Here is a 25,824-nt window from a genome sequence, read left to right on the forward strand (position 1 = left end):
CTCTCTCTGTCCCTCTCAAGGAGAAGTGCCATGAGCAAGCAGACCATTCTCGGCCGGGTCACCCAGCTGGCGAAGGCCAACATCAACGCGCTGCTGGACCAGGCGGAGGATCCGCAGAAGATGCTGGACCAGCTGATCCGCGACTACTCGAGCAACATCTCGGAGGCCGAGGAGGCGGTGGCCGCGACGATCGGCAACCTCCGGCTGATGGAGCAGGACCACCAGGAGGACGTGGAGGCGGCGAAGGAGTGGGGCGGCAAGGCGCTGACCGCCAGCCGCAAGGGGGACGAGCTGCGGGCCGGCGGGCAGGCGGCGGAGGCGGACCGGTTCGACAATCTGGCGAAGGTGGCGCTGGGCCGGCAGCTCCAGTCGGAGAAGGAGGCGCGGACGGCGGAGCCGACGATCGCCTCGCAGACCGAGGTGGTGGACAAACTCAGGGCGGGTCTCGACCAGATGAAGGCCAAGCTCGGCGAGCTCCGGGCGAAGCGCGACGAACTGGTCGCGCGGGCCAAGTCGGCGCAGGCGCAGAACCGCATGATGGACGCGGTGAAGAGCATCGACGTCCTCGACCCGACGAGCGAGCTGAGCCGCTTCGAGGACAAGGTGCGCCGGGAGGAGGCGAAGGCGATGGGCAAGCAGGAGCTCGCCGCCTCCTCGCTGGACGCCCAGTTCGAGCAGCTGGACGCGCTCGGCGACAGCGCGGAGATCGAGGCCCGACTGGCCGCGCTCAAGGGCTGATCGGGCGTCTCCTCGCGCGCTGGTCAGAACATGCTGAGGAGCTGTTCCACCGTGGGTTCCCCCGCGTCGTCGCCGTCGGGCAGGGCCAGTTCGAACCAGACGGTCTTGCCGCGCGGGGTGCGGCGCGACCCCCAGGAGGAGCTGAGCAGCCCGACGAGCTGGAGGCCGCGGCCGCCCTCGTCGGTGTCCCGGGCCCGTCGGCGCCGGGGCTGGACCAGGCCCGCGTCCCAGACCTCGCAGACGAGGGTGCGGTCGCGCAGCAGGCGCAGCCGTATCTCTCCCTCGCCGTAGCGGAGCGCGTTGGTGACGAGTTCGCTGACGAGGAGTTCGACGGTGTCGACGAGCGGTTCGAGGTCCCAGGCCTTCAGCTGGGCGCGGGCCAGTTCGCGGGCCCGGCCGACCGAGCGGGGTTCCCTGGGCAGCGACCAGTCGCCCACGGCCTCGCTGGGCAGGCCCTGGATCCTGGCCATGAGGAGGGCGATGTCGTCCTCGCCGTGTCCGGTGTCGAGGCTGTTCAGGACCCGGTCGCAGACGTCTTCGAGGGGGCGGGCGGGGTCGGTGAGGGCGCGTCGGAAGGCGCTGAGCCCCTCGTCCAGGGGGTGGTCGCGGGATTCGACGAGCCCGTCGGTGTAGAGGGCGAGGAGGGCGCCCTCGGGGAGTTCGACCTCGACCTCCTCGAAGGGTTCGCCGCCGACGCCGAGCGGCATCCCGGGAGGTACGTCGAGCAGCAGGGCCTCCTCGCCTGGTTCGACGAGCACGGGCGGGAGGTGGCCGGCGTTGGCGAAGGTGCAGCGTCGGGTGACCGGGTCGTAGACCGCGTAGACGCAGGTGGCGAGGTAGACCTCGGAGAGTTCCGGGCCCCGGGACTTGTGCGTGCGGGACTGCTGGGTGCCGATGGGGGCGCCGAGGCCGCGGGCGATCTCGTCGAGGTGGGAGAGGACCTCGGCGGGTTCCAGGTCGAGCTGGGCGAGGGTGCGGACGGCGGTGCGCAGTTCGCCCATGGCGACGGCGGCGCGCAGGCCGCGGCCCATGACGTCCCCGATGACGAGGGCGGTGCGGTGGCCGGGCAGTTCGATGACGTCGAACCAGTCGCCGCCGACCTCGGTGGCGGTGGTGCCGGGGAGGTAGCGGCAGGCGATGTCGAGTCCCGCGGCCTCGGGGTCGCCGGGCGGGAGCAGGCTGCGCTGGAGGATGAGGGCCCGCTCGTGTTCGCGGCGGTAGAGGCGGGCGTTGTCGATGCAGACGGCGGCGCGGGCCGCGAGTTCGACGGCGAGGGCCCGGTCGCGCTCCCCGAAGGGCTCGCTGCCCTTCGCCCGGGAGAACTGGACGAGGCCGACGACGGTGTCGTGGGCGACCATCGGGACGACCAGGGTGGACTGGGCGAGTTCGCCCTCGGTGCCCGGCACCGTCCGGATCCGTCCCGTCCGCAGCGCACCGGCGCACGGCGAGTTGAAGGGGTAGCGGTGGACGGCCCCGACCTCGATCGGTACGGGTCCGCAACAGCCGCCGCCGGCCCCGTGCCCCTCGTCGGTTCTGAGGGGGGTGTCGGCGACGGCGCTGGCGAAGGCGACCCTGCGGAGTTCGGCACTGCCCGCCCCGTAGCCGACGTCGTGGGAGCTGCCCCAGCGGCCCGGCGGTGCCTCGTCGCCGGTCAGCAGGCCCTGGTAGAGGTCGACGGAGGCGAGGTCGCAGAAGCCGGGAACGGCGACGTCGAGGAGTTCGCGGGCGGTGGCCTCCAGGTCGAGGGAGTTGCCGATGCGGGCACCGGCCTCGTTGAGGAGGGCGAGGTTGCGGCGGGCGCTGGCGGCCTCGCGGGCGGCGTTGTGGCGGCGGGTGACGTCGATGCCGAGGCCGGCGACGCCGATCGGCCGGCCGGAGCCGCTGTGGACGCGGTAGAGGTTGATGGACCAGTGCCGGCGGTCCCGGGCGCCGGGGGCGGCGCCGACGATCTGGAGGTCGGTGACGGACTCCCCGGTCTCCAGGACCCGGCGGAGGGCGCCGGTCATCCGGTCGGCCTCGGAGCGGGCGAGGTAGTCGTGGACGGTCCGGCCGCGGTGGTCGTCGGCCGAGCCGCCGAAGACGGTGGCGAAGCGCTGGTTGGCCCGCTTCACGGTGAGGTCGGTGCCGAAGAGGAGGAAGCCGAAGGGGGATTGGCCGAAAATCGCCTGGGAGGCCGCGAGGTCGGTCTCGATGCGGCGGAGTGCGCGCACGTCGACGACGATGCACAGCGCGGCCCGTTCACCGGACTCGGTCTCGCTCGGCATGACGTACATCTCGGCGATGCCGTGGGGTTGCTCCTCGCCGGGCATCCGGAAGGGGACGAGGCCCGTCCATTCCTTGCCGTCGAGGATCTCCTTGACCCGTCGGTGCCCGCGCTCGCGCAGGTCGGCGGGCATGAAGGCCTCGACCGGGTCCTTGCCCCTGGCCTCCTCGGCGGTGACACCGAAGAGGTCCACGGCTCGCCTGCTCCACTGCTCGACGAGGCCGTCGGGCCCGATCGAGAAGGATGCGACCCGGATGTAGTCATAGATGGAGCCGGGCGGGCTGCTCTGCCACACGAAGCCGCTCGCCGTCTCGGATATCTCGCTCACGCGACCGTCCCCTCCAGCTCACCGCACCGGACCGGCCATGCCCGCAGTATTCAATACGGCAGGCCCCGACGGCACGACGTTCACGATCACAGGGTGGTCTCGTTCGCTTCGGGCCGAGTGCCGGTGATCGTTGTCCCACCCTGTTTACTCACCAGGGAGAGCCAGCTCGAACCATACGGTTTTGCCCGTCCTTCCTTTACGGGTCCCCCAGCGCCGTGCGGAACAGGCCACCAGACCGAGTCCGCGGCCCCCCTCGTCCTCCGGTCCGGCGGGCCGCTCCGTCGGGGGATCCGGAAGTGGATCCGAAACCTCCACGAGCAGCGCGGAGTGCGGGGCGGGCTCGGCGCCGTCGAGGCGGGGGCGGACCAGGCGGACGCCGATCGGTCCGGAGGCGTACCGCAGGGAGTTGGTCACCAGCTCGCTGACCAGCAGGACGGTCACATCGCCGAGGGCCGCGTCGAGCTCCCAGGCCCGCAGGGTCTCGCGCACCGCGTGGCGGGCGGTGCGCACGGCATTGGCCTCTGCCGGGAAGGTCCACTCGGCACAGTCGCCGTCGGTGTCGATCACACCCGATCACTTCCCCAGCCGTGCGTCAGCAGGAAGGCCCACGTCCCCTTCCAGGGGATCAATCAGGACATACCCGCTATTTGGTGCGGGATATCGTGTCGGGCGCAGCCATGGGCGCACGGTGGCACGAACGGCGTAGAGACTCAGTCGCGCGCCCCGTCGGCGGGAGCCTCCGGGAGCCGCAGCGCGGCCTCGGCGACGGCCGGGCGGTCCTGGTCGAGCCAGTCGACCGAGTCCAGCTCGTGCCGGGAGAGCCAGCGCAGTTCGTCGTGGTCCTCCAGCGGGCGGGGCACACCGGAAAGCAGGCGGGCGGTCCACACCCGCAGGACGTATCCGGGCTTCAGCGGCCACTCGCCGGGGATGCGCTCGCCCGGTTCGGCCTCGACACCGAGCTCCTCGCGCAACTCCCTGACCAGGGCCTCTTCAGGACTTTCGCCCGGTTCGAGCTTGCCGCCGGGGAGTTCCCAGCGGCCGGCGAGCTCGGCGGGGGCGCTACGGCGCGCGGCGAGCAGGCGCCCCCGGTCGTACACGGCCCCCGCGACGACGACCACGACACCGGGGTCGGTGCCGCGGTGGTGCTCCTGGGGCGCGGTGGGGTCGGTGCTGCGTTCCGTCATGGCCGCGAGCGTAGCCCGGGCCGGACGGCACGCGCCGGGCTCAGAGCGCCGGGGTGCCGATCCGCTCGACCCAGTAGAGCTGCTTGTGGCCGCGGTCGTCCAGGCTGTCCGCGATCTTCTGGGCCTCGTCCCTGGTCGCGTACCGCCCCACGCGGTAGCGGTTGCCGTTGTCGTCCTGCCGTATGACAAGCCAGGGAAGAACAGCGCCGCTGTCACTCATCAGGCTTCTCCCTCCGCCGGTCCGGCCGCTTCCAACGATCTCCGGGAAACCGCAATCCGCATATGCCGGAGCTTACGCCTGACCTTCACACAGCGGATATGTCTTTTCACAAAGAGATACGGATCGGCCGGTAACCGACGGAGGGAGGCCGAAGCTCACGCCCCAGGGGCGGCCGGGGGGACGGTCGGCAGCGGCAGCAGGACGGGGGCTCCGGCTCCTGCGGGGTCCTTGCGGCAGACATCACCGCACTCGGCGTCGAGCGAGCAGCAGAGGGAGCAGACGGGTCCGGACCGCACCGGGCAGTCCGCGATGTCGGGCAGCTCGTACGCCGTCTCGCACTCCGCGCAGGTGTGGGTGGCCCGCTCGTCGGCGACCACCACCCCCGGTCCGTTCACCGGGTTCGGGCGGGCCAGGTAGTAGCGGCCCTTGGTCGCCCAGGCGATCAGCGGGCAGAGGACGAGGGCGAGACCGGCCGCGATGAACGTGGAGAACGCCTCCGCGTACATACCGAAGAGACCGAAGAAGGCGAGGATCGAGACGACCGAGGCGATGACCATGGCCCCGAAGCCGGCCGGGTTCACGGCGTACAGGTAGGCGCGTTTGAACTCGATGTACGGGGGGCTCCAGCCGGCGCGCTTGTTGATGACGAGGTCGGCGGCGACGGCGACGATCCAGGCGATGCCGACGTTGGAGTAGAACCCGAGCAGCTTGTTGAGGGCCGCGAACATGTTCATCTCCATCAGCGTCAGCGCGATGGAGAGGTTGAGGAAGATGTACCAGACACGGCCGGGGTGGCGGTGAGTGACACGGGAGAAGAAGTTCGACCAGGACAGCGAGCCGCTGTAGGCGTTGGTGACGTTGATCTTGATCTGGGAGACGATCACGAAGAGAGCGGCGGCGGGCAGCGCGAACGTGCCGAGCCAGGGCTTGAGCGCCTCGATCTGCGGGGCGATCGGCTCCAGGGCATGGGTCCTGCCGACGGCCTCCAGGGCGACGAAGGCGAGGAAGGCGCCGCCGAGCTGCTTGGCCGCGCCGATGATGACCCAGCCGGGTCCGGCGGCGAGCACGGCGAGGTTCCACCGGCGCTTGTTGGCCGCCGTCTTCGCGGGCATGAAGCGCAGATAGTCGGCCTGCTCGCCGATCTGGGCGATCAGCGAGAGCGCGACGCCCGTGCCGAGGCCGAAGCCGATCCAGGAGAAGCCCGCGCCGGCCCCCTCCGTACCGCCGAAGGAGCCGAAGGCGCCCCAGGCGTCGGGGGCCTCGAAGGCCAGGACGACGAAGGGCAGCACCATGCCGATGATCCAGATCGGCTGTGTCCAGGCCTGCACCTTGGCCAGCGCGCCCATCCCGCGGAAGACGATCGGGATGACGATCAGCGTCGTGACCAGGTAGCCGATCTCGACCGGGAGGCCGACGGCCTGGTGCATGGCCTGAGCCATGATCGAGCCTTCGAGCGCGAAGAAGATGAAGGTGAAGGAGGCGTAGATCAGGGAGGTCAGAGTGGAGCCGAAGTAGCCGAAGCCGGCGCCCCGGGTGATCAGGTCCATGTCCAGGCCGTACTTCGCGCAGGCGCGGGCGATGGGGATGCCGGTGAGGAAGATGATCGCGGCGGCGGTGAGGATCGAGGCGAGGCCGCTGCCGAAGCCGTAGGTGAAGACGATCGAGGCGCCGATCGCGAAGTCGGCGAGGTAGGCGATGCCGCCGAGGGCGGTGCCGGCCACCGTGCCGGGCGACCAGCGCCGGAAGGAATGCGGTGCGTAGCGCAGCGAGTAGTCCTCGCGGCTCTCGTCCGCGGCCAGCTTGGCGTAGCTGCGGCGGGGCCCGGGCGGCGGCGCGGCCTCCCCCGGTGCCTCAAGGGCCCGGGAGGTACCCCCACCCGGCTCCGGGGTGGGTGTGGTGATCGTGTCCGTCATGAGGGTTCCTGTCGTCCGACCGGATCGCGGGTACGGAGCAGGAAGGTAGGAGCCGGGCGTGACGACTTGCCGCAGCCCTCGATTGCCGGACGGTTACGCGGCCTGACGCACCGTTAACTCGCGGTCACGCCGCCCGGACAGCCGGGCCCGCTCATCGGTCGGCACGCGCCCCCGGGGCCGGGGGCGGGAGCACGGCGCGCCGGATCACCGGACCGGCAGATGGTACGAAATGCGGTAGCGGTCGGCCGGGACCACGACGTCCGCCGTCTCGACGGCCCGCCCCGAGGCGTAGTACGTCCGCTCGACGACCATGACCACATGGCCCGGCACCCCGCCGAGCGCGAGGAGCTCCTCGGCGAGGCCGGGGCGGGCGCCGACCTCCTCGACCACGTTGTCCACGACCACGTCGATGGCCGCCATCCGCTCGACGACTCCGCAGCCGCCCAGCGGACCCTCCTCCGGCAGCATCACCGGCGTCCGGCCGGTGACCGCGAGGGGCTCCCAGGAGGTGGAGACCATCATGGCCTCGCCCCCGTCCCGGTACACGTACCGCGTGCGCATCACGCGCTCCCCCGGCTCGATGTCGAGCCGGGCGGCGACCTCGGCGCTCGCCGGCTCCTGCTCGCTGCTCGACTCCCAGGTCCCCCGGGCCCCTTCGGCGGCCTGCTCCTGCCGGAACGGCGTGGCGCCGGACGCCGGGCGGTAGCCGGAGCGGGCGATCCGGCGCGGCACCGGGCGCTCCCGCACATAGGTCCCCGAGCCGGACCGGCCCTCCACGAGCCCCTCGGCCATGAGCACCTTGCGGGCCTCCAGCGCGACGGTGTCCGAGACCCCGTACTCCTCGCGGATGCGTGCCTGCGACGGGAGACGGGTGTGCGGCGGAAGCGAGCCGTTGGCGATCTTCTCCCGCAGATCGCTCGCCACGCGCAAGTAGGCGGGCTGCTCACCGAATGTCACTGGACACTCCCCTCAGGTTGACTGACAGCTACAGCCTGACAACCGAGGGTCGCGATTCGCAAGCATGGGCCAAAGTTTCACTCGAAGTGATGACGCGCCGGTCGCAGGGCTTGCTACCCGCGGTCACCGGGAGTAGGCGGAGTTCGGGCGGCACCGCACCCCGCTCATGCCTCCGTCGCACCCCTTGACCTCTATTGGTACAGACCAATACGTTCCTGCCTGCACGGCCCATCCCGCACGCGCCATCCCGCCTCGCACAGGAACGAGCCCATGCGCCCCAGAGCCTTGACCAAGCTGACCTTCGGCGCCGCCGCAGCGGCCACCCTCGGCCTCCTCGCCACCCTGGCCCCCACGGCCGACGCGCACCAGCCCTCCCCCGCCTCCTCCGCCGGCCACTCCCTGAAGCGCATCGGGTACTTCACCCAATGGGGCATCTACGGACGGGACTTCCAGGTCAAGGACCTGGAGAGCAGCGGCACGGCCGCGAAGCTCAGCCACATCAACTACGCCTTCGGCATCGTCGGTTCGGACGGCAAGTGCCTCATGGGCAACGTGCCCGGCTCCGACCCCTGGGCCGACTACGTCCGCCCCGTCGACACGGCCGACTCGGTGGACGGCGTCGCCGACACCGCCGAGCAGCCCCTCGCCGGCAACTTCAACCAGCTGCGCGAGCTGAAGGCGAAAAACCCGGGCCTCAAGGTCATGATCTCGCTGGGCGGTTGGAGCGGATCGGCGCACTTCTCCGACGCCGTGCGCACCGACGCCGGCCGCAAGGCGCTGGTCGCCTCCTGCATCGACACGTACATCAAGGGCAACCTGCCCGTCGACGGCGCCCGCGGTGGTGCCGGCGCCGCCGCCGGCCTCTTCGACGGCATCGACCTGGACTGGGAGTGGCCCGGCTCGGAGGGCGCCCCCGGGAACGTGATCCGCCCCGAGGACAAGCCCAACTTCACCAAGCTCGTACGGGAGTTCCGCACCCAGCTCGACGCCTACGGGCGCTCGCTGCCGCAGCGCAAGCGCTACGACCTCAGCGCGTACGTGCCCACCGCCCCCGCCAAGATCGACGCGGGCTTCGAAGTCGCCAAGATCATGAGGGACTTCGACTTCGTGAACCTCCAGGGCTACGACTTCCACGTCTCCGGCGAGACGACGACGGCCCAGCAGTCCGCGCTCTTCGCCAAGAACGACTGGAGCGTCGACGGGACCGTGAAGTCCTGGCTGCGGCGCGGCGCACCCGCCCACAAGCTCGTCGTCGGCATGCCCTTCTACGGCCAGGGCTGGACCGGCGTCACCGGCGGCGGCGACGGCCTCGGCCAGCCCGCGGCCGCCCCGGCCCCGGCCACCTGGGCGGCCGGCTCAGAGGACTACAAGCACCTGAAGAAGCTCGCCGAATCCGGCACGTACAAGCTCCACCGGGGCCAGAAGAACGGCCACGCGTGGCTCTTCGACGGCACCACGCTCTGGACCTACGACGACCCCACCGTGCTGCGCACGAAGGCGTCCTACGTCCGCCAGCGGGGCCTCGGCGGCGCCATGGTGTGGTCGCTGGACGGCGACACCCCCGACGGTGAGCTGATCACCGCGATCGACCGGGGCCTGACCCGGCGGTAGCCGCCGGACGGGCCGTGCCGGCCATGGGCGGCGCGGCGGCGCCGGGTGGGTCGTCGGTTCCGGCGGACCGGCGACACCCGGCGGCCCGCCGCACCGCCGCACCGCCGAGGGGCATGTCCGTCCGGTGCGGCGGCCTTCAACCAGCCCGGGGAGGGGTGCGGTTCACCCTCTCAGGCCGCGCTGCCCGGGGCCTCCGCCACGGGCGGGGTGTCCGTCAGGCCGAGCCCGGTCCGCGCGTTCGCGCCCAGGTCCTCGGGCAGGGCGTCCCACGCCGTCTCGTACGCCTCCCAGTAGGCGTCCGCGTCGGCCGCCCCGGCCAGCTTCCGCCACTGCTCCGAAGCCGCCTCGAGCTCCTTGTCGAGGGCCTCGACCGGGGCCGCGGCGGCGCCGGACCAGTCGTGGTTCCCGAGGCCCGCGCGGGCCCCGTCGATCGCCGCGAGCATCTCCCCCGACCAGGCCTTGTTGGCCTCGAAGTCCTCGTCCGGGTCCTCGTCCGGCTCCCGGCCGCCGACGGTCTCGATCGGGTTGACGCTCTTCAGGAAGTGCTCCTGGCCGGCGGTCAGGGTGCTCGCGTCGGACCGCACCGAACCGCTGAAGCGCCCGGCCTCGCTCGCGTACGCGCAGGTCACCGTCCGGTCGCCGAAGCGCCAGCTCTGGCCGCTCGGCATGTAATAGAAGACCGACACGTCCAAGGGGACGGCCCAGGTGTCCAGCGCGTACGCGGAGTTGATGGCCTCGCAGCGCTTCTCCGACACCGCCTCCATCTCGGCGTCGCCGGGCCACTTGTCGTAGCCGGTGAGCTTGAAGGTGCCGGTGACCTCGCCGTCGTGCGGCTTCGCGCAGTCGACGATCTCGACCTCCGTCGCGTAGTCCTCCAGCTTGCCCTCGTCGCCGAAGCACTGCCCCGCGCGCAGCGCGAACGGGGACTTGGTGCGCGACGCCTGGTCCACGCCCTTCCTGAAGCCGTCGACGGCCGATTCGATGGCGCCGGTCGCGAGGCCGACGCCGATCAGCAGGGTACTGACGAGGGAGAGGGCGATGCCCGTGACGGCGAGCCCCTTGCCCGCCTGGCCCTTCTTCTTGATCTTCGGGAGGGCGATCACGCCGAGGAGCATCCCGAGGGGCGGGAGGCAGCAGACGATGCCGGAGACGAGGGAGGCGATGGCGAGCCCGTTGGTGGTGCGCGGGGGCTTCCCGTACGGGCCGGGGGCGCCGGGCAGGCCGGGTGCGCCGGGCTGTCCGTACGGTCCGGCCGCGTACGGCCCCCCTGGCGAGGTGTACGGGCCGGGGGCGGGCCAGCCCTGCTTCGGGTGCCCTGCCGACGGGGCGGGCGACGGGGGCTGCTGGGGCGGCTGGGTCGGCTCCACGGCTGGCGTGCTCCTGTTGGGGCGACTGGTGCGAACAGACGAACGAGCGCGCATCGTACGTGGTCGGCCGCCGCGCCACCCGACCCGGGGTACGCCGAAGGGGCGGCCGCCGGCAGGCGGCCACCCCTCGACGCGAGACGTGGATCAGAGCGCATCAGACCGGATCAGAGCCGATCGGAGCGGATCGGAGCGGAAGGGGTCCGAGCCGATCAGAACTGCAGGGCCCAGGAGTCGATCTTCCCGGTGTCGATGGACGCGTTGTCCGTGACCCGCAGCTTCCACGTGCCGTTGGCGACCTCCGAGGAGGCGTTCACGGTGTACGTGGTGTTGATGTTGTCCGAGCTGCCGCCCGTGCCGAAGCCCTTCAGCGTGTACGCCGAGCCGTCGGGGGCGATCAGCTGGACCTGGAGGTCACCGATGTAGGTGTGGACGATGTTCACCGGTACCTGGAGGGCGGAGGGGGCGTTGCCCGTGACGCCGCTGACGGTGACCGGGGACTCGACGGTCGCGTTGTCGGCGATGGCGTAGTCCGCGGTGTTCTCGAACTTCTTGCCGGGGGGCGGGGTGGTGCCGCCGTCACCGACGTACAGCAGGCGGTTCGGGGAGCCGGTGCCCGGGTTGGTCACGACGTTCGGCGTGGCGGCGTTCACCAGGGCGGTGCCGACCTGGGACGGGGTGGCGGTCGGGTTGTCCCCGAGGTACAGCGCGGCCGCGCCGGCGACGTGCGGCGCCGCCATCGACGTACCGGAGATGGTGTTGGTGGCGCTGTCGCCGGTGTTCCACGCCGAGGTGATGTTCGAGCCCGGGGCGAAGAGGTCCAGGACTGTGCCGTAGTTCGAGAAGCTGGAGCGCGCGTCGGTGTTGGTCGTGGAGCCGACCGTGAGCGCCTCGGTCACGCGGGCCGGGGAGTAGTTCGACGCGTTGGCGTTGCTGTTGCCCGCGGCGACGGCATACGTGACGCCGGACGCGATCGAGTTGCGGACGGCCGTGTCGAGGGTGGAGTCGGCGCCTCCGCCGAGGCTCATGTTGGCGACGGCCGGCTTGACGGCGTTCCTGGTCACCCAGTCGATGCCCGCGACGACGCCGGCGGTGGTGCCGGAGCCGTTGTTGTCGAGCACGCGGACGCCGACGATCTTGGCCTTCTTGGCGACGCCGTGGGCGGTGCCCGCGACGGTGCCGGCGACGTGGGTGCCGTGGCCGTTGCCGTCCTGCGCGACGTTGTCGTTGTCGACGGCGTCGAAGCCGTTGAAGGCACGGCCGCCGAAGTCGCTGTGGGAGATCCGCACACCGGTGTCGATGATGTACGCGGTGACGCCCTGGCCCGCGGTGTCCGGGTAGGTGTAGCTCTGGTTCAGCGGGAGGGCACGCTGGTCGAGCCGGTCCAGGCCCCAGGACGGCGGGGAGGGCTGGGTGGCGTTGATCTTGAAGACACGGTTCTGCGCCACGGACTTCACGGCGGGGTCGGCCGCGAGCTTCTTCGCCTGCGCCTCGGAGAGTTCGACGCTGTAGCCGTTGAGCGCGGAGGTGTACGTCTTCTTGATCTTCGCGCCGTACTCGGCGGCGACCGCGCGGCCCTCGGCGGTCTCGGCCTGCGCCGATTCCTCCAGGGTGACGATGTAGCTGCCCGCGATCGCGCCTTCGGCTCCGGCGTTCTCGATGACGCCCTCCGGGGCCGCCGGTGAGGCGACGGCCGGGAAGGTGGAGGCGGAGCCGAGGGCGAGGGCGGCGACGGCTATGGCCGCGGCGGTGGCGATTCTGCGGCGCGAATCACGCATCACTGACATGTGAGGGGTCCTCCTCATTGGTGGTGCGCTGCTGTGGGGGTGCGGCAGGGACATGACAAGACGACGCGAGGGTCGCGCCGTCTCGAACATCCGGCTACCGAGCGAAAGATTGACTGATCCATAGGAATCTCACAAGAGCAATCGCCACCCCGTAACACCCGTGCCACACGGCTGACATGCTGATCATCGTGACCTCGTACGTGTGCCCCCGCTGCCGGATCCACTCCCCCACCGGCGCGCTCACCTGGTGTTGTCCGACGTGCCGCGGCCCCTGGGACCTGGACTTCGCACCGGCACCCGCGTCGCTCCCGTCACTCACGTCCCTCGCGTCACGTGTGAATTCCTTGTGGCGGTACACGGAGGCACTGCCTCCCATGCCGTACGGAGCCGAGGTGACCCTCGGCGAGGGCCGCACGCCCCTCGTCCCCCTCACGAAGTCGGTTTCGGCCAAACTCGACTTCCTCATGCCGACGTTGTCCTTCAAGGACCGGGGCGCGGTGATGCTCGCCGCACACGCACTGCGCCTGGCGCGGGCCGGGGGCCTCGACCGGATCGTCGCCGACAGCAGTGGGAACGCCGGAACGGCGATCGCCGCGTACGGGGCCCGGGCCGGGCTCGACTGCCTCGTGTACGTCCCCGAGGGCACCTCCCCGAAGAAGCTGGAGCAGATCCGGGCGCACGGAGCCCGCGTCGTCGAGGTGCCCGGCGACCGCGAGGCGGCCGCCCGGGCGGCGCGCGAGGCGGCCGACGCGCCCGGCACGTTCTACGCCTCGCACGTCTACAACCCGTACTTCCTGCACGGTACGAAGACCTATGTGTACGAGCTCTGGGAGGAGCTCGGCGGCCGCCTCCCCGACACGATCGTCGTGCCCGTCGGCAACGGCACGCTGCTCCTCGGCGCCGCCCTCGCCCTCGACGAGCTGCGCCGGCAGGGCCTCACCGACGTCCGGCCGGCCCTCGTCGCCGTCCAGGCCGAGGCCGTCTCCCCGCTGGCGGCCGCCTTCCACGCGGGTGCGGACGACATCACGGCCCCTGCCCCCGCCCCCGCCCCCGCCCGGCCGACGCTCGCCGAGGGCATCGCGATCCCGGCCCCGCCCCGCGCCCGCCGGATCCTCCGGGCGGTGCGCGAGACAGGCGGCACGTTCCTGACCGTGACCGAGGATCAGATCCGTACCGCCCAGCGCGACCTGGCGGCCCGGGGCCTCTTCGTCGAGGCCACGGGCGTGGTCTGCTGGGCGGCGGTCACCGCCGCCCCGCCGCGCCCCGGGCTCACCGTGGTGCCGCTGTGCGGGGCGGGCGCGAAGACGGGGCTGGTCGCCTGACCGAAGGCGGCGCGGTCCCTCTCGTACGGAAAAGGGTTCCTTCCCAGGGGTGCCGCGACGGAGACTCGGCGCATGAGCAGCAGTCGAGAGGTGACCGGCCCCGCGGCGCACACCGCCGGGGCCGTGGGGCGGGTCCTCCTGCGGGACCCCCGCGACAGCGGCCACAGCCGGGTCGTGAAGCGGTACGTGACCCCGAAGGTCGCGGGCACTCCGCGCTACCTGGAGCTGATGAGCGACGGGTACCTGCGGCCCGGCCACCCGCCGCGACGGCGCTTCGCCCGCCGCATCGTCAAGGACGCGGCGGGCGTCACCGACGCGGAGCTGGCGGCGCTGCTCGACTACGAGTGGCGGTCGCGGTTCACGGCGGCGTGGCTGATCGGGGTGGACCGCCGCGCATCCTTCCGCGAGCGGCTCGGCGAACTGCTCCTGGCGAGCGAGGTCTGCTACGCGGGCGCGGGCTACTGCTTCGCCCTCGCCCGCCTGGGCACCCGCGCCGACGCCGAGCTCCTCGCCGCCTATCTGGACCGGTACCTGCCCCGTACCGAATGCCGCTACGACCAGCCCGAGGCCCTGGGCTCCCTGCTCCGCGTCGACGCCGCGCTCGGCACCTCGTACGCCGACCGCTTCGTCACTCCGGGCGGCCTCTGGCAGGGCTGGGTCGAAGCGGAGGCCCACCTACGCGACGATCCCGCGTTCACCCCGGAGGCGCAGCGCCGACGGGCGGACCTCCGGTGCGACTTCGCCGGCGGCTGGACCCGCCCCTGAAGCCGCGCCGTCCGGCATTCCCTGCGGCGGATCAGAACTCGTCGGCGCCGTTGCGGAGTTCGTGCGTCCAGTAGCCCGTCCTGGCGGCTGCATCGGCGACCGCGAGGCCGCCCGCGGGGGCCTTGACGACGATGCTGCCCTCGGCCGGGCCGTCCGCGGCGAAGAGGTTCACGTGGAAGCTCTTCACGACCTTGTTGCCCTCGCCGACGCCACCGAGCGCGATCCGCACGTTGGCGTACGCCGGGGCGCCGGGCTGCAGGACGACCGGGGCGGCGGGCCTGCTCTTCGCGACCGCCGGGACGTCCTTGGCCGTCTGGATGTCGCCGAAGGCGATCAGCGGGTACTGGAGGAGGGTGCAGGAGCGTCCGGAGGTGTTGGTGGCGGTGAGAGTGATGTGCTCGGTCGGGACCTCGTCCGCCTTCGCCGCGGTGATCCTGATGTCGCCGTAGGCGCAGGCCGGGGCCTTGGCTCCGGTCTTGGCGCCGGTCTTGGCGCCGGTGGAGGTCTTCGTCTTGGCGGCGGTCTTGCCGCCGGTGGAGCTCTTGCCGCCGGTGGCGGAGGCCTCGCTCACGCCTCCGGAGGCGGAGCCGCCCCCCGTGGAACCGCCCTCGGTGGAGCCGCCCTCCGTGGACCCGCCGTCCGTGCTGCCGGCCGTGGCGTCGTCGCCCGTACCGGTGTCCGCCGCGCCCGTCTCCTGCTGCGACGCCGAGCTGCTCGCGCTCCCCGCGTCCTTGGCACCGGTGCCGGTGCCGCCGCCGCAGGCGGTCAGGCCCAGCGAGAGGGCGGTGATGGCGGCGGCCGCCAGGACGGTGGCCTTGTGGTGGTTCCGCATGGTCGTACGCATGGTGGTTCTCCCCCGTGAAGCTGTCGGTCGACGCGGTACGTCCGTACTGCGTGCTGTATCCAGCTTCCGGCCCGGCGCTGCCGTCCCGCTTGCGTACCGCTAACGATCCGCTGACAGCCGCGAAAGCTGCTCCGCCGCCCGCGCGGAGCCCTCGGTGAAGCCGGCCGCGTCGGCCGCCACGATGGCCCGTCTCAGCTGGTCGGCGGCCTCGTCGAGACGGCCGATGCCGGCCAGCGCCTCGCCCCGGACGATCTGCAGCTGCGCCCGGACGACCACCGCGTCGGGCGCGACCAGTTCCCCCGCGCGAACGGTGTGCGCGAGCGCCTCGTCGTACTCCCCGGCCTTCAGGCAGTGCGTCGCCAGGTGCTGGAGGGTCAGCACCTGGGTGGACGGATGGGCGGCGCGATCGGCGAGGGAGACCGCGTGGACCATGAGCAGTCCGGCCCGCTCGTGCTGCCCGGTGGAGTCCAGGACGGCGGCGTAGTTGACGTACGCGATGGCCTCACTGACGGTGTCCCCGGCCCGGGCGGCGAGGATCGGCGCCTTCTCCAGGTGGACGAGCGCCTCGGCGTCCCGGCCCTCCTCGTGCAGCACCCATCCGAGGAGCGCCCGGGTCCGCGACTGCGCGTCGAAGTCGCCCTCGTGCTCGGCGGAGGCGAGCCCGGCCTCCAGGAGCGGCGTCCAGCCGTCGCCGATCCGCATGAGCATGAGCGGCCACTGCACGAGGGCGAGCCGCCAGGCCCGGTCGTGGTGGCCGAGCGCCGCGGCGGCGGCCACGGCGCCCTCCAGGGCGGGGCGTTCGGCGGCGTACCAGTCGAGGGCCGCCGCACGGTCCTCGAACTCCCGGGTGGCGGCGGGCCGTCGGGCGTCGGCGGGCAGCGAGTAGCAGGGCTGGGAGCCCGGTTCGGCGGCGGCGTCGGCGGCGAGCCCGGTGTAGAGGTAGTGGTCGAGGAGGCGGGGCAGGCCTTCGGGGTCGGCGTCGGGGGCGATACGGCGGGCGTAGAGGCGTACGAGGTCGTGCGGGGTCCAGCGGCCGGGGACTGCCTCGGTGAGGAGGTGGGCGGCGGCGAGCCGGTCCAGATCGGCCGAGGCGTGCGCGGGGGACGTGCCGGCGAGCGCGCCCGCCGCGAAGCGGTCCAGGTCGGAGCCGGTGTGCAGGCCGAGCGCGCGGAACATCCGGGCGGCGGAGTCGGGCAGCTGCTGCACGGTGAGGCGCAGCGCGGCGGAGACCCCGACGTCCTCCACGTCGAGGAGGGTCAGCCGCACCTGCTCGTCGGCGAGTTCGCCGACCATCGCGTCGAGCGTCCACTGCGGGCGTTCGGCGAGCCGGGCCGCCGTGACGCGCAGCGCGAGGGGCAGTCCGTCGCAGAGTCCGGCGAGCCGCTCGGCGGCGGCGGGTTCGGCGGCGACCCGCGCCTCGCCGAGCACGGTCGCGAGCAGGGCGGCGGAGGCCGCGGGCTGCAGGTGGCCGAGCGGCACGGGGCGGGCGGCGTCGGAGGCGATGAGTCCGCTGAGCCGGTCGCGGCTGGTGACGACCGTCGCGCAGAGGTCGCCGCCGGGGAGCAGCGGCCTGACCTGCTCGGAGGAGCGCGCGTTGTCGAGGACGACGAGCAGGCGGCGGCCGGCGGTGAGGGAGCGGAAGAGCGCGCCCCGCGCGTCCGCGGCCTCCGGTATCCGCAGCGCAGGGACGCCGAGCGCGAGCAGGAACTCGCGGAGGACGGCGGCGGTCTCGGGCGCCGGGGTGTCGCTGAAGCCGCGCAGATCGGCGAAAAGTCGACCGTCGGGGAAGTTCGCGCGGCGCTCGTACGCCCAGTGGACGGCGAAGGCCGACTTGCCGACACCGGCGGGTCCGGTGACGAGGCAGAGGGGCGCGACCACGCCGCCGACGGCCCGGTCGAGGGCGGCCAGCTCGGCGCCCCGGCCGGTGAACCCGCGCGGCGCGCGCGGCAGCTGCTCCGGCGCGGCGAAGGCGACGGACGCCTCGACCGGGAGGGCCGGGCGGGGGACGCGGGCGGCGGGCTCGGCGGAGCGGAGGAGTGTCGCGTACGCCTCGGTGAGCGCCTCCCCGGGGTCCACGCCGAGTTCGTCCGCGAGCAGCCGGCGCGTGCGGTGGTACCAGTCGATGGCGTCCGACTGGCGCCCCGCGCGGCCGAGCGCCAGCATCAGCGCGGCGGCGAGGGACTCGCGCAGGGGGTGGGCGACGGCCTCGGTGCGGAGCACCGCGGCGGCCCGCCCGTGCTCGCCGAGCGCCCCGTAGGCCGAGGCCAGGGCCTCCACGGAGGCCAGCCGCAGCTCCTCGAGCCCCCCGGCCGCCGCCTCCAGCGGCCTGCTGTGCACGGTTCCGGTGAGCGCGGGCCCCTGCCAGTACGAGAGCGCCTCGCGCAGCATCCGCACGGCGTCACCGGGCCGTCGCTGCACCCCGGCGAGCGCGACGAGCTCCTCGAATCGGTGCGCGTCGACGAGCGACTCCGGCATGCGCAGCACGTACGCCGAACCCTGGGTGGCGAGCTCGACCCCGTACGCCTCCGCCCCGTGCTCGGCGAGCAGCGCCCGCAGCCGCGAGACGTGCCCCTGGAGGACGGTCTTGGCGTGCGTGGGCGGCTCGTCCTCCCACAGGGCGTCGATCAGCTGCGTCACGTTCACCGCGCCGTTGGGCCGCAGCAGGAGCATGGCGAGCAGACTGGACCGCTTGGCGGGCCCCAGGGCTACGTCGCCGTCCTCCGTCACCAGCGCAACGGAGCCGAGCAGCCGGAACTCCACCTGATACCTCCGCGATCCCTTGTCCCCCGTCCCCCGATCCTCAGCAGACGAGAATACGTGGGGTAAGAGGGACGCCCGCGCCGCGGCGTTCCCCGAACCGGCTCTCGCCGTCCGAATCCGTACGGGGTCCCGCCGCGAGGGGATCGGCCGAGCCCCCGGCCACCGCGATCACTGACCAGGCATCAGGCAGCGGTCGAGGAGAGCGTGCATGCGGGGGACGGGGAGGGACGGGTTGGCGGCGGCGCCCTCTGCGGTGCGGGGGTCGGCGAGGAGGGCCTCCAGGGCCTCGGGTGACAGGCTCGGGTTGGCGGCGGCTGCCCGGCGCACCGGCGCGTCGGGGTCTTCCACCGGGGGATCGGCCAGGACGGGATCGGCTGCGGCCAGGGCGCGCACCTGCGGGTCCCGGTGGCCGATGAGATGGCTCGTGCCCGTACGGGGGAACGCGGGCAGAGTCAGCAGGTGCGGGCGGTGGGCCGGGCGGGTGACGAAGACGTCCAGGAGGAGGTGCGGCGGCGCCAGCGGGTGATGGCAGGCCAGCCTGATCCGTACCTCCTCGTCCTCGTCCTGCGCGAGTTCCGCGACGAGTTCCACGGCCAGGCCGGGCCAGCTCGCCGCGACCCGGCGGAGCACCGGTTCCCCGGACGCCGCACAGGCGACGAACCAGTCGGGCGACGGCTCGGATTCCGGTTCGGTGATCGGGCAGACGCAGTCAGGACCGTGCCCGACGACGCGGATCGCCCGGTGCTCGGCCCAGGTACGGGGGAAGGGGTGAAGGCGCGCGCGCATCCGCACGTCCCCGTCCGGGTCCTCCCTCAGCGCCGCCACCAGCTCCGGTCCCAGGTCGGGACGGGCGGCGACGCTCGCGCGCACCTTCGCCTCGGGATGGCGGGCGAGCCGGGCGACGGCGTGGGCCGGGGTGTGCGGGTTCAGGGTCAGCGGGTGCACCGTGCCGTCCGCGAAGCACTGCTCGACGAGCGCCGGGGACAAGGCACACGTGCCGAGCACATACGGCTTGCTGAGCGAGCCGACGGACGGCAGCTCGGCCTCCACCCGTTCCGGGTCCAGCTCCCAGCTTGCCTCCCGCGCCGCTTCACGGACCGCGGGGTCCGGATCGTCGAGGAGCCCCGCCCGCTGCGCCGGGGTGAGCGACTGCCACCTCCAGGCGGCCCGTATCCGGAGTTCGGGATGCTCGCGACCGGCCATGGCGCGGTAGAAGGACTGCGGGATCTGCCGGGACGAGTCGAGCTCCGCCTTGATCTCGTTCGCGGTGACCATGCGGTCCTCGCCCCCGTCCTGGGCGGTCAGGAGGGTGACGATGATGTCGTCCGGCAGCGGCCGGACCCGGCGGGTGTCGTGACGGGGGCCGCCGGCGAGCCAGTAGCGGACGACCCCCGACGGGTCCGTCGCCAAGGGGGCGAGCCGCGCCGGGTCGACGTGACGGTTGCGGGCGAGCGCGCGGCGGATGCCGCTGTCCGGATGGCTCAGGGCCGCGTCGACGACGCCGTCGGGCAGGTCACGCCCCTCGCACATCAGCGGGCCGACCTCTCCGGCCGCCCGGTCCACGAGACGGATCAGCACGTCGGAGGGCGCCGCCGGGTTGAAGGCGATGCCGCGCAGCCATGGTTCACGGAGAGAGTCGGACACCGCGTCATCCTTCCACCACCGCTATAGCGACCGGAGTACGCCGGAACGCCTCCATGGATGAGCAGTACGACACCTCCCCATGCCGGCCACGATCGCTAGGGTTGTCCCATGACCGCACTGCCCGACTGGATGCGTCCGCCACGCGCGGAGGGCTGGTTCGCGGAGGACCTGGACCGCCTCCCCGAGGCACCCCGCCACACCGAGCTCATCGACGGATCACTCGTCTTCATGATGTCGCCCCAGCGCGCCTGGCACGGCCGCCTCGTCACCGCCCTGACCACCGCACTCATGGCGAAGGCGCCGGCCGGCTTCGAGGTCGAACGGGAGATGACGATCCGCCTCGACGTCCGCAACCGCCCCGAGCCGGACCTCTTGCTGACGGACCTGCCCTACAACCCCGACCGCACCTGGTACGCCCCGGAGAACGTGAAGCTCGTCGTCGAGGTCGTCTCCCCCGAGTCCGCCCACCGCGATCGCACCGTGAAGCTCCGCAAGTACGCAGAGGCCGGCATCCCGCACTACTGGTGCATCGAAGACGAGGACGGGGCACCCGTCGTCCACGTCTACGAGCTCGACGAACCCACCGGCGTCTACGCGCCCGCGGGTATCTTCCGGGGCACCCTCCAGCGCCCGGTGCCCTTCGAGATCAGCCTGGACCTCGACAGGCTCACGCCGCCCCGAAGCAGCTGAAGAAGCCGGCACGGGATTGCGGAAGGGGCCGGACTCGCCAGAGTCCGGCCCCTTCCGGCCTGCACGCTTGACGTCACCGTCTGACGCGCGGCGGTGAACGGCTACACGTTGAAGCGGAACTCCACCACGTCGCCGTCCTGCATCACGTACTCCTTGCCCTCCATGCGGGCCTTGCCGGCCGCGCGGGCGTCGGCGACCGAGCCGGTTTCCACCAGGTCGGCGAAGGAGATGACCTCGGCCTTGATGAAGCCCTTCTGGAAGTCGGTGTGGATCACACCGGCCGCCTCGGGGGCCGTCGCGCCCTGCTTGATCGTCCAGGCGCGGGATTCCTTCGGGCCGGCCGTCAGGTAGGTCTGGAGGCCGAGGGTCGCGAAGCCGACGCGGGCGAGGGTGGCGAGGCCGGGCTCCTCGGCGCCGACCGACTGGAGGAGCTCCATGGCGTCCTCCTCGTCGAGCTCGGCGAGGTCCTGCTCCAGCTTGGCGTTGAGGAAGATCGCCTCCGCCGGGGCGACGAGCGCGCTCTGCTCCGCCTTGAAGGCGTCGTCCGTCAGCTCGTCCTCGTCCACGTTGAAGACGTACAGGAACGGCTTGGTGGTGAGGAGGTGGAGGTCGTGGAGGAGCTCCGCCTTCTCCGAGCCCTGGACGATGCCCTGCGAGAAGAGGGTGTCGCCCTTCTCCAGGATCGCCTGGGCGGCCTCGACCGCGGCGACCTTGGGCGCCGTGTCCTTCTTGATCCGCATCTCCTTCTGGAGGCGCGGCAGGACCTTCTCGATCGTCTGGAGGTCCGCGAGGATCAGCTCCGTGTTGATCGTCTCGATGTCGTCCTTCGGCGAGACCTTGCCGTCGACGTGGACGACGTTCTCGTCCTTGAAGGCGCGGATGACCTGGCAGATCGCGTCCGACTCGCGGATGTTCGCGAGGAACTTGTTGCCCAGGCCCTCGCCCTCGCTCGCGCCGCGCACGATGCCCGCGATGTCGACGAAGTCGACCGTCGCCGGGAGGATGCGCTGCGAGCCGAAGATCTCCGCGAGCTTGGTGAGGCGGGCGTCCGGGACACCGACGACTCCGACGTTGGGCTCGATCGTGGCGAACGGGTAGTTGGCCGCCAGCACGTCGTTCTTGGTCAGGGCGTTGAACAGGGTCGACTTGCCGACATTCGGCAGACCGACGATTCCGATCGTGAGCGACACGGTGGCGACTTCCTGAAGTGTGGATGGTGGGCCGATCCCCCAGTTTACGGGCGGGCCGAACCGGCCAGTGACGCCGACCTTCGGTCGATCTCGGGCGCAACGTCACCCAAAGGGCGTGTCTCGGACCGGGTTCCCCGCCTCTTCCGACCTACGTTGGTGATGTGGAGCAGCACAGGACAAGTCAGCCGCAAGGCCGCCGACGGCCGCAAAACCCCGTCACGCCGCCCGTGGCACCGCCCGGCGCGGTCGTGGACGGCGCGGCCGTCGAGGGCGTGGCCGTGTACCGCGTGATCGGCAGGGCCGGGCGGGGCGCCGGCGGCGCCCGCGTGGAGCGGGCCGGGGCCGCGGGTGCCGCGGCCGGCGCCGTTCCCGGCCGCGGTTCCGGGCGGCCTCCGGGCGCCCGGCCGGTGCCGCCCGTCGTCCTCGCCCTGCGGCGGTTCCCCGCGCCCCGGCTCACCGGGCTCGGCGCCGGCCTTTTCGCCGCCGCCGCCATGCTCGTCGTCGGTTTCCTCGACCGGCTGATCCTCGGCGGTTCCCCGCTCGCCTTCGGGCTGCTGTTCCTGCCGGTCAGCGCCCTGACCGCGCTGTGGGTCCGTACCGCCGACCTCGTCACCGCCCCGATCAGCGTGCCCATCGCCTTCGCCGTCGGGGTCGTCCCCATCGCGGGCGGTACGGGCGGGCTGGGCGGCCAGGCCATGGCCGTCGTGACCGCCCTCGCCGTGCACGCCGGCTGGCTGTACGGCGGCACCCTCGTCGCCGGGCTCATCACGAGCGTGCGGAAGGTACGGGACATGGGGCGCCGGCAGCAGCGCGGCGCAGGTGCCGGTGGCGTCGGCTCCGGTGCCGGTGCCGGTGCCGTTGGTTCCGGTGTTGCCGGCCGGACCGCCCCTGGTGCCGGCGAGAAGGCGGGTGGGCGCCCCTCGGCGCCCGGTCGCCGCCCCGTCGCGTAGGGGCGCTCCTCAGGCCTCCCCGGCCGCCATCGCCGCGCCCACGATCCCCGCGTTGTTCTGGAGCTCCGCCGGGACGATCTCCGCGCGGATGCCCTCGATCAGCGGGAGGAACTTCTCGGGCTTGCGGCTCACCCCGCCGCCGATGATGAACAGCTCCGGCGAGAACAGCATCTCCACGTGCGCGAGGTACTTCGTCAGCCTGCGCTTCGCCCAGTGCTCCCAGCTGAGGTCCTCGTCCTCCCGGGCCTTCGTCGAGGCGCGCTTCTCCGCGTCGTGGCCCTTCAGCTCCAGGTGGCCCAGCTCCGTGTTGGGCACGAGCCGGCCGTCGACGAAGAGGGCCGAGCCGATGCCCGTGCCGAGCGTCAGGAGGATCACCGTGCCCTTGCGGCCCCGGCCCGCGCCGAAGGTCATCTCCGCGACCCCGGCCGCGTCCGCGTCGTTCAGGACGGTCACCGGGAGGCCCCCGAGACGCTCGCTCAGGAGGGTGCCCGCGTCGACGTCGATCCAGCTCTTGTCGACGTTCGCGGCAGTACGGACCGTGGAGCCCGTCACCACGCCCGGGAAGGTCACTCCCACCGGTCCGGTCCAGCCGAAGTGGTCCACGACCTCGACGACGCAGCCCGCCACACCGTCGGGTGTGGCGGGCTGCGGGGTCAGTACCTTGTGGCGCTCCTCGGCGAGCGCTCCGCGCTCCAGGTCCACGGGGGCGCCCTTGATGCCCGAACCGCCGATGTCCACTCCGAAGACGTTCATGGTCATGGACCCACGGTAAGGGCTGTGGCGTGGAGTTACTCCTTGGCGGCGGCCGCGGGCTCACCCGCGCCGAGCTTCTCCGCCACGGCCCGCAGGTCCTTGTTGCGGAGCTCCTTGGGCAGGGAGAACGTCAGGGACTCGTCCGCCGTCTTGACGATCTCGACGTCCGCGTAGCCGCGCTCACCGAGCCACTCCAGGACCTCCTGGACCAGGATGTCGGGGACGGAGGCGCCGGAGGAGAGGCCGACGCTGGTCACGCCCTCCAGCCAGGCCTCGTCGATCTCGCTCGCGAAGTCGACCAGGTAGGCGGCGGGGACGCCGGCCTGCTTGGCGACCTCGACCATGCGGATCGAGTTCGAGGAGTTCTTCGAGCCGACGACGATCACGAGCTCCGCCTGGCCGGCGAGCTCCTTGATCGCGATCTGACGGTTCTGCGTGGCGTAGCAGATGTCGTCGGACGGCGGGGAGATCAGCTGCGGGAACTTCTCCTTCAGCGCGTCGACCGTCTCCATCGTCTCGTCGACCGAGAGCGTGGTCTGGGAGAGCCAGACGACCCGGGAGGGATCGCGGACCTCGATCTTGGCGACGTCGCCGGGGCCGTCGACCAGCTGGATGTGGTCGGGGGCCTCGCCGGAGGTGCCGATGACCTCCTCGTGGCCCTCGTGGCCGATGAGGAGGATGTCGAAGTCCTCGTTGGCGAAGCGGACGGCTTCCTTGTGGACCTTGGTGACCAGCGGGCAGGTCGCGTCGATCGTCGCGAGCCGGCCCTGGCGGGCCTCCTCGTGGACGGTCGGGGCGACGCCGTGCGCGGAGAACATCACGATGTTGCCCGGCGGCACCTCGGTCGCCTGGTCGACGAAGATCGCGCCCTTCCGCTCCAGCGTCTGGACCACGTACTTGTTGTGGACGATCTCGTGGCGTACGTAGATCGGTGCCCCGTACTGCTCCAGGGCCTTCTCCACGGCGATCACGGCACGGTCCACGCCCGCGCAGTAGCCGCGGGGAGCGGCGAGCAGGACACGCTTCGGGCGGTTCGTCGCGGGGGCGGACTCGGGCGTCGACGCGGGCGTTGCAGTCATGCGTCCCATCGTAAGGCCGCGTCGGTCAGCGCTTTGATCGGTGTCGTGGCCGAGACTGACCGCATGGCCGAGGATCCGCAGGTGGCTGGGCGCGAGGGGCACGGGGAACACGGGGAGCACACGGATCTCCGTCGGAGCCTCGGCTTCCGTGACCTGGTCGTCTACGGGCTCCTCTTCATCGCTCCGATGGCCCCTGTCGGTGTCTTCGGCACCCTCGACGCCAAGTCCCACGGGGCCGTCGCACTGGTGTACGTCGTGGCCACCGTCGCGATGGCCTTCACGGCCTTCAGCTACGCCCAGATGGTGCGGGTCGCCCCCCAGGCCGGCTCGGTCTTCACGTACGCCCGCAAGGGGCTCGGCGAGGGGACCGGATTCGTCGCGGGCTGGATGGCGCTCCTCGACTACCTGCTGATCCCCGCCGTCGCCTACCTCTTCGCGGGCATCGCCATGGAGGCGCTGGTCCCGGAGGTGGACCGGTGGGTGTGGACCGGCATCGCCGTGGTGGTGACGACCCTGCTCAACCTGTGGGGCGTCCGCGCCGCGGCCCGGGTCGGCTTCGCCGTGCTCGCGATGGAGATCGTCGTCCTGCTGGTCTTCGTCGTGTCGGCGGTGGTGGTGCTCGCACGGGACGGGGCGCGGCGCGACTGGTGGTCGCCGCTGACCGGTGACGTGTCGTTCTCGCTCGCCGCCGTCATCGGCGCGGTGTCGGTCGCGGTCCTGTCGTATCTGGGCTTCGACGCGATCGCGTCCTTCGCGGAGGAGGTGACGGGCGGTTCGGCGAAGGTCGCGCGGGCGGTGCTGGTCTGCCTGGCGCTCGCGGGCGCGCTGTTCGTGGCGCAGACGTGGCTCGTGGCCCTCCTCGAACCGGTCTCCTCGGCCGAGCTCGCCGCCGATCCGGTGAAGCAGGGTTCGGCCTTCTACGACGCCGTGGAGGCGTCGGTCGGCGGCTGGCTGCACGACCTGGTCGCGGTCTCGAAGGCGATCGGCGCGGCGTTCGCCGCCCTCGCGGGGCAGGCGGCCGGTGGCCGGCTGCTCTTCGCGATGGGCCGCGAGCGGCGGCTGCCGCACGTCCTCGCCCGGACGGACTCGGGGGTGCCTCGGGTGGCGCTGCTCGTGGCGGCGACGGTGACGATGGTGGCGGCGCTGTGGGCGGCGCGGCAGGACGACGGCCTGGACCACCTGGTGTCGGTGGTCGACGTCGGCGCGCTGACGGCGTTCGTGCTGCTGCACGCGAGCGTGGTGGGGTGGTTCGCGGTACGGAGGGCGGAGGGGCCGCCGCACTGGCTGAAGCACGTCGTCATGCCGGTCGTCGGGGCGGCGATCCTGATCGCGGTGATCGTGGAGGCCTCGGTCGCCGCGCAGGTGGTGGGCGTGGTGTGGCTGGGGATCGGTTTCGTCGTCCTGGCCGTGCAGGGCACGGCGCGGATGCCGGCGGCGCGGCCCTGACGTGTTCGCCGCGGGC

Annotated in this window: 21 protein-coding genes; 7 read left to right on the forward strand and 14 right to left on the reverse strand. The window is 72.3% G+C overall.

Going from position 1 to position 25,824, the window contains the following annotated elements:
- The first annotated feature begins 30 nt into the window (after window positions 1-30).
- Complete coding sequence (locus DEJ46_RS13580; RefSeq protein ID WP_150266417.1) at window positions 31-738, forward strand: PspA/IM30 family protein; 708 nt, start codon at window positions 31-33, stop codon at window positions 736-738.
- 23 nt (window positions 739-761) lie between these two features.
- Here the strand turns inward: DEJ46_RS13580 and DEJ46_RS13585 are convergent, their stop codons facing one another.
- The 6 genes from DEJ46_RS13585 to DEJ46_RS13610 all read right to left on the reverse strand — a co-directional run bounded on the left by DEJ46_RS13585 (window position 762) and on the right by DEJ46_RS13610 (window position 7,603).
- Window positions 762-3,329 carry a SpoIIE family protein phosphatase gene (locus tag DEJ46_RS13585; RefSeq protein ID WP_150266418.1) on the reverse strand — a complete coding sequence of 856 codons (2,568 nt, stop codon included), beginning with the start codon at window positions 3,327-3,329 and terminating at the stop codon, window positions 762-764.
- Window positions 3,330-3,473: 144 nt separating this feature from the next.
- A complete protein-coding gene (locus DEJ46_RS13590) occupies window positions 3,474-3,896 on the reverse strand; it encodes an ATP-binding protein (protein WP_150266420.1) in 423 nt (140 codons plus the stop codon).
- 143 nt (window positions 3,897-4,039) lie between these two features.
- Entirely contained in the window at window positions 4,040-4,513 is a 474-nt protein-coding gene (locus DEJ46_RS13595) for a (deoxy)nucleoside triphosphate pyrophosphohydrolase (RefSeq protein WP_150266422.1), read from the reverse strand.
- Window positions 4,514-4,553: 40 nt separating this feature from the next.
- The gene (locus DEJ46_RS13600) at window positions 4,554-4,733 is read right to left on the reverse strand and encodes an SPOR domain-containing protein (protein ID WP_150266424.1); all 180 of its coding nucleotides are present in this window, start codon (window positions 4,731-4,733) and stop codon (window positions 4,554-4,556) included.
- A gap of 155 nt (window positions 4,734-4,888) precedes the next feature.
- Window positions 4,889-6,646, reverse strand: a complete 1,758-nt coding sequence (locus DEJ46_RS13605; RefSeq protein WP_150266426.1) for a purine-cytosine permease family protein — start codon at window positions 6,644-6,646, stop codon at window positions 4,889-4,891.
- A gap of 204 nt (window positions 6,647-6,850) precedes the next feature.
- Window positions 6,851-7,603: a GntR family transcriptional regulator gene (locus DEJ46_RS13610; protein WP_150266428.1), complete on the reverse strand. Its 753-nt coding sequence runs from the start codon at window positions 7,601-7,603 to the stop codon at window positions 6,851-6,853.
- A gap of 270 nt (window positions 7,604-7,873) precedes the next feature.
- On the opposite strand from DEJ46_RS13610, the gene DEJ46_RS13615 reads away from it, so the two are divergent.
- Window positions 7,874-9,214: a glycoside hydrolase family 18 protein gene (locus DEJ46_RS13615; protein WP_150266430.1), complete on the forward strand. Its 1,341-nt coding sequence runs from the start codon at window positions 7,874-7,876 to the stop codon at window positions 9,212-9,214.
- Window positions 9,215-9,384: 170 nt separating this feature from the next.
- Here DEJ46_RS13615 and DEJ46_RS13620 read toward each other — a convergent pair whose 3' ends face one another.
- Window positions 9,385-10,581 carry a DUF4190 domain-containing protein gene (locus tag DEJ46_RS13620; RefSeq protein ID WP_190622621.1) on the reverse strand — a complete coding sequence of 399 codons (1,197 nt, stop codon included), beginning with the start codon at window positions 10,579-10,581 and terminating at the stop codon, window positions 9,385-9,387.
- Between the two features lie 209 nt (window positions 10,582-10,790).
- Window positions 10,791-12,365: a S8 family peptidase gene (locus DEJ46_RS13625; protein ID WP_150266433.1), complete on the reverse strand. Its 1,575-nt coding sequence runs from the start codon at window positions 12,363-12,365 to the stop codon at window positions 10,791-10,793.
- A gap of 176 nt (window positions 12,366-12,541) precedes the next feature.
- Here DEJ46_RS13625 and DEJ46_RS13630 point away from each other — a divergent pair, with 176 nt between their 5' ends.
- Together DEJ46_RS13630 and DEJ46_RS13635 are read left to right on the forward strand one after the other, a co-directional pair.
- Window positions 12,542-13,687: a pyridoxal-phosphate dependent enzyme gene (locus DEJ46_RS13630; protein WP_150266435.1), complete on the forward strand. Its 1,146-nt coding sequence runs from the start codon at window positions 12,542-12,544 to the stop codon at window positions 13,685-13,687.
- 72 nt (window positions 13,688-13,759) lie between these two features.
- Window positions 13,760-14,452, forward strand: coding sequence for a DUF6000 family protein (locus tag DEJ46_RS13635; protein WP_150266437.1), 693 nt, complete (start codon window positions 13,760-13,762; stop codon window positions 14,450-14,452).
- A 31-nt stretch (window positions 14,453-14,483) separates the two neighbouring features.
- On the opposite strand, the gene DEJ46_RS13640 is transcribed toward DEJ46_RS13635, so the two are convergent.
- The 3 genes from DEJ46_RS13640 to DEJ46_RS13650 all read right to left on the reverse strand — a co-directional run bounded on the left by DEJ46_RS13640 (window position 14,484) and on the right by DEJ46_RS13650 (window position 19,700).
- On the reverse strand, window positions 14,484-15,296 hold the full coding sequence (locus tag DEJ46_RS13640; RefSeq protein WP_223834611.1) for a DUF4232 domain-containing protein: 813 nt from the start codon (window positions 15,294-15,296) through the stop codon (window positions 14,484-14,486).
- 99 nt (window positions 15,297-15,395) lie between these two features.
- Window positions 15,396-18,056: a transcriptional regulator gene (locus DEJ46_RS13645; protein ID WP_150266438.1), complete on the reverse strand. Its 2,661-nt coding sequence runs from the start codon at window positions 18,054-18,056 to the stop codon at window positions 15,396-15,398.
- Between the two features lie 168 nt (window positions 18,057-18,224).
- The gene (locus tag DEJ46_RS13650; RefSeq protein WP_150266440.1) at window positions 18,225-19,700 is read right to left on the reverse strand and encodes a hypothetical protein; all 1,476 of its coding nucleotides are present in this window, start codon (window positions 19,698-19,700) and stop codon (window positions 18,225-18,227) included.
- Window positions 19,701-19,808: 108 nt separating this feature from the next.
- On the opposite strand from DEJ46_RS13650, the gene DEJ46_RS13655 reads away from it, so the two are divergent.
- Window positions 19,809-20,390: a Uma2 family endonuclease gene (locus DEJ46_RS13655; protein ID WP_150266442.1), complete on the forward strand. Its 582-nt coding sequence runs from the start codon at window positions 19,809-19,811 to the stop codon at window positions 20,388-20,390.
- 101 nt (window positions 20,391-20,491) lie between these two features.
- On the opposite strand, the gene ychF is transcribed toward DEJ46_RS13655, so the two are convergent.
- Window positions 20,492-21,580 carry a redox-regulated ATPase YchF gene (gene ychF, locus DEJ46_RS13660; RefSeq protein WP_150266444.1) on the reverse strand — a complete coding sequence of 363 codons (1,089 nt, stop codon included), beginning with the start codon at window positions 21,578-21,580 and terminating at the stop codon, window positions 20,492-20,494.
- Between the two features lie 407 nt (window positions 21,581-21,987).
- Here ychF and DEJ46_RS13665 point away from each other — a divergent pair, with 407 nt between their 5' ends.
- Complete coding sequence (locus DEJ46_RS13665; RefSeq protein ID WP_223835464.1) at window positions 21,988-22,530, forward strand: DUF6542 domain-containing protein; 543 nt, start codon at window positions 21,988-21,990, stop codon at window positions 22,528-22,530.
- Between the two features lie 9 nt (window positions 22,531-22,539).
- Here DEJ46_RS13665 and ppgK read toward each other — a convergent pair whose 3' ends face one another.
- Together ppgK and DEJ46_RS13675 are read right to left on the reverse strand one after the other, a co-directional pair.
- Complete coding sequence (gene ppgK / locus DEJ46_RS13670) at window positions 22,540-23,283, reverse strand: polyphosphate--glucose phosphotransferase (RefSeq protein WP_150274404.1); 744 nt, start codon at window positions 23,281-23,283, stop codon at window positions 22,540-22,542.
- A gap of 35 nt (window positions 23,284-23,318) precedes the next feature.
- Entirely contained in the window at window positions 23,319-24,371 is a 1,053-nt protein-coding gene (locus DEJ46_RS13675; RefSeq protein WP_370468811.1) for a 4-hydroxy-3-methylbut-2-enyl diphosphate reductase, read from the reverse strand.
- Between the two features lie 54 nt (window positions 24,372-24,425).
- Between DEJ46_RS13675 and DEJ46_RS13680 the strand changes: the two genes are divergently transcribed.
- Window positions 24,426-25,808 (forward strand): APC family permease, encoded by a 1,383-nt coding sequence (locus DEJ46_RS13680; RefSeq protein WP_150274406.1) that lies wholly within the window; start codon window positions 24,426-24,428, stop codon window positions 25,806-25,808.
- The last annotated feature ends 16 nt before the right edge of the window (window positions 25,809-25,824 follow it).

Source organism: Streptomyces venezuelae (assembly GCF_008642375.1).
Classification (GTDB): Bacteria; Actinomycetota; Actinomycetes; order Streptomycetales; family Streptomycetaceae; genus Streptomyces; species Streptomyces venezuelae_G.

Excerpts from the sequence above, each read along its gene's own strand:
- DEJ46_RS13595 (WP_150266422.1), bottom strand. The coding sequence starts at position 4,513 with ATGACGGAACGCAGCACCGACCCCACCGCGCCCCAGGAGCACCACCGC.
- DEJ46_RS13640 (WP_223834611.1), bottom strand. The coding sequence starts at position 15,296 with ATGCGTACGACCATGCGGAACCACCACAAGGCCACCGTCCTGGCGGCC.
- DEJ46_RS13630 (WP_150266435.1), top strand. The coding sequence starts at position 12,542 with ATGCTGATCATCGTGACCTCGTACGTGTGCCCCCGCTGCCGGATCCAC.
- DEJ46_RS13605 (WP_150266426.1), bottom strand. The coding sequence starts at position 6,646 with ATGACGGACACGATCACCACACCCACCCCGGAGCCGGGTGGGGGTACC.
- DEJ46_RS13615 (WP_150266430.1), top strand. The coding sequence starts at position 7,874 with ATGCGCCCCAGAGCCTTGACCAAGCTGACCTTCGGCGCCGCCGCAGCG.
- DEJ46_RS13580 (WP_150266417.1), top strand. The coding sequence starts at position 31 with ATGAGCAAGCAGACCATTCTCGGCCGGGTCACCCAGCTGGCGAAGGCC.
- DEJ46_RS13680 (WP_150274406.1), top strand. The coding sequence starts at position 24,426 with ATGGCCGAGGATCCGCAGGTGGCTGGGCGCGAGGGGCACGGGGAACAC.
- DEJ46_RS13655 (WP_150266442.1), top strand. The coding sequence starts at position 19,809 with ATGACCGCACTGCCCGACTGGATGCGTCCGCCACGCGCGGAGGGCTGG.
- DEJ46_RS13625 (WP_150266433.1), bottom strand. The coding sequence starts at position 12,365 with ATGTCAGTGATGCGTGATTCGCGCCGCAGAATCGCCACCGCCGCGGCC.
- ppgK (WP_150274404.1), bottom strand. The coding sequence starts at position 23,283 with ATGAACGTCTTCGGAGTGGACATCGGCGGTTCGGGCATCAAGGGCGCC.
- DEJ46_RS13635 (WP_150266437.1), top strand. The coding sequence starts at position 13,760 with ATGAGCAGCAGTCGAGAGGTGACCGGCCCCGCGGCGCACACCGCCGGG.
- DEJ46_RS13675 (WP_370468811.1), bottom strand. The coding sequence starts at position 24,371 with ATGGGACGCATGACTGCAACGCCCGCGTCGACGCCCGAGTCCGCCCCC.
- DEJ46_RS13600 (WP_150266424.1), bottom strand. The coding sequence starts at position 4,733 with ATGAGTGACAGCGGCGCTGTTCTTCCCTGGCTTGTCATACGGCAGGAC.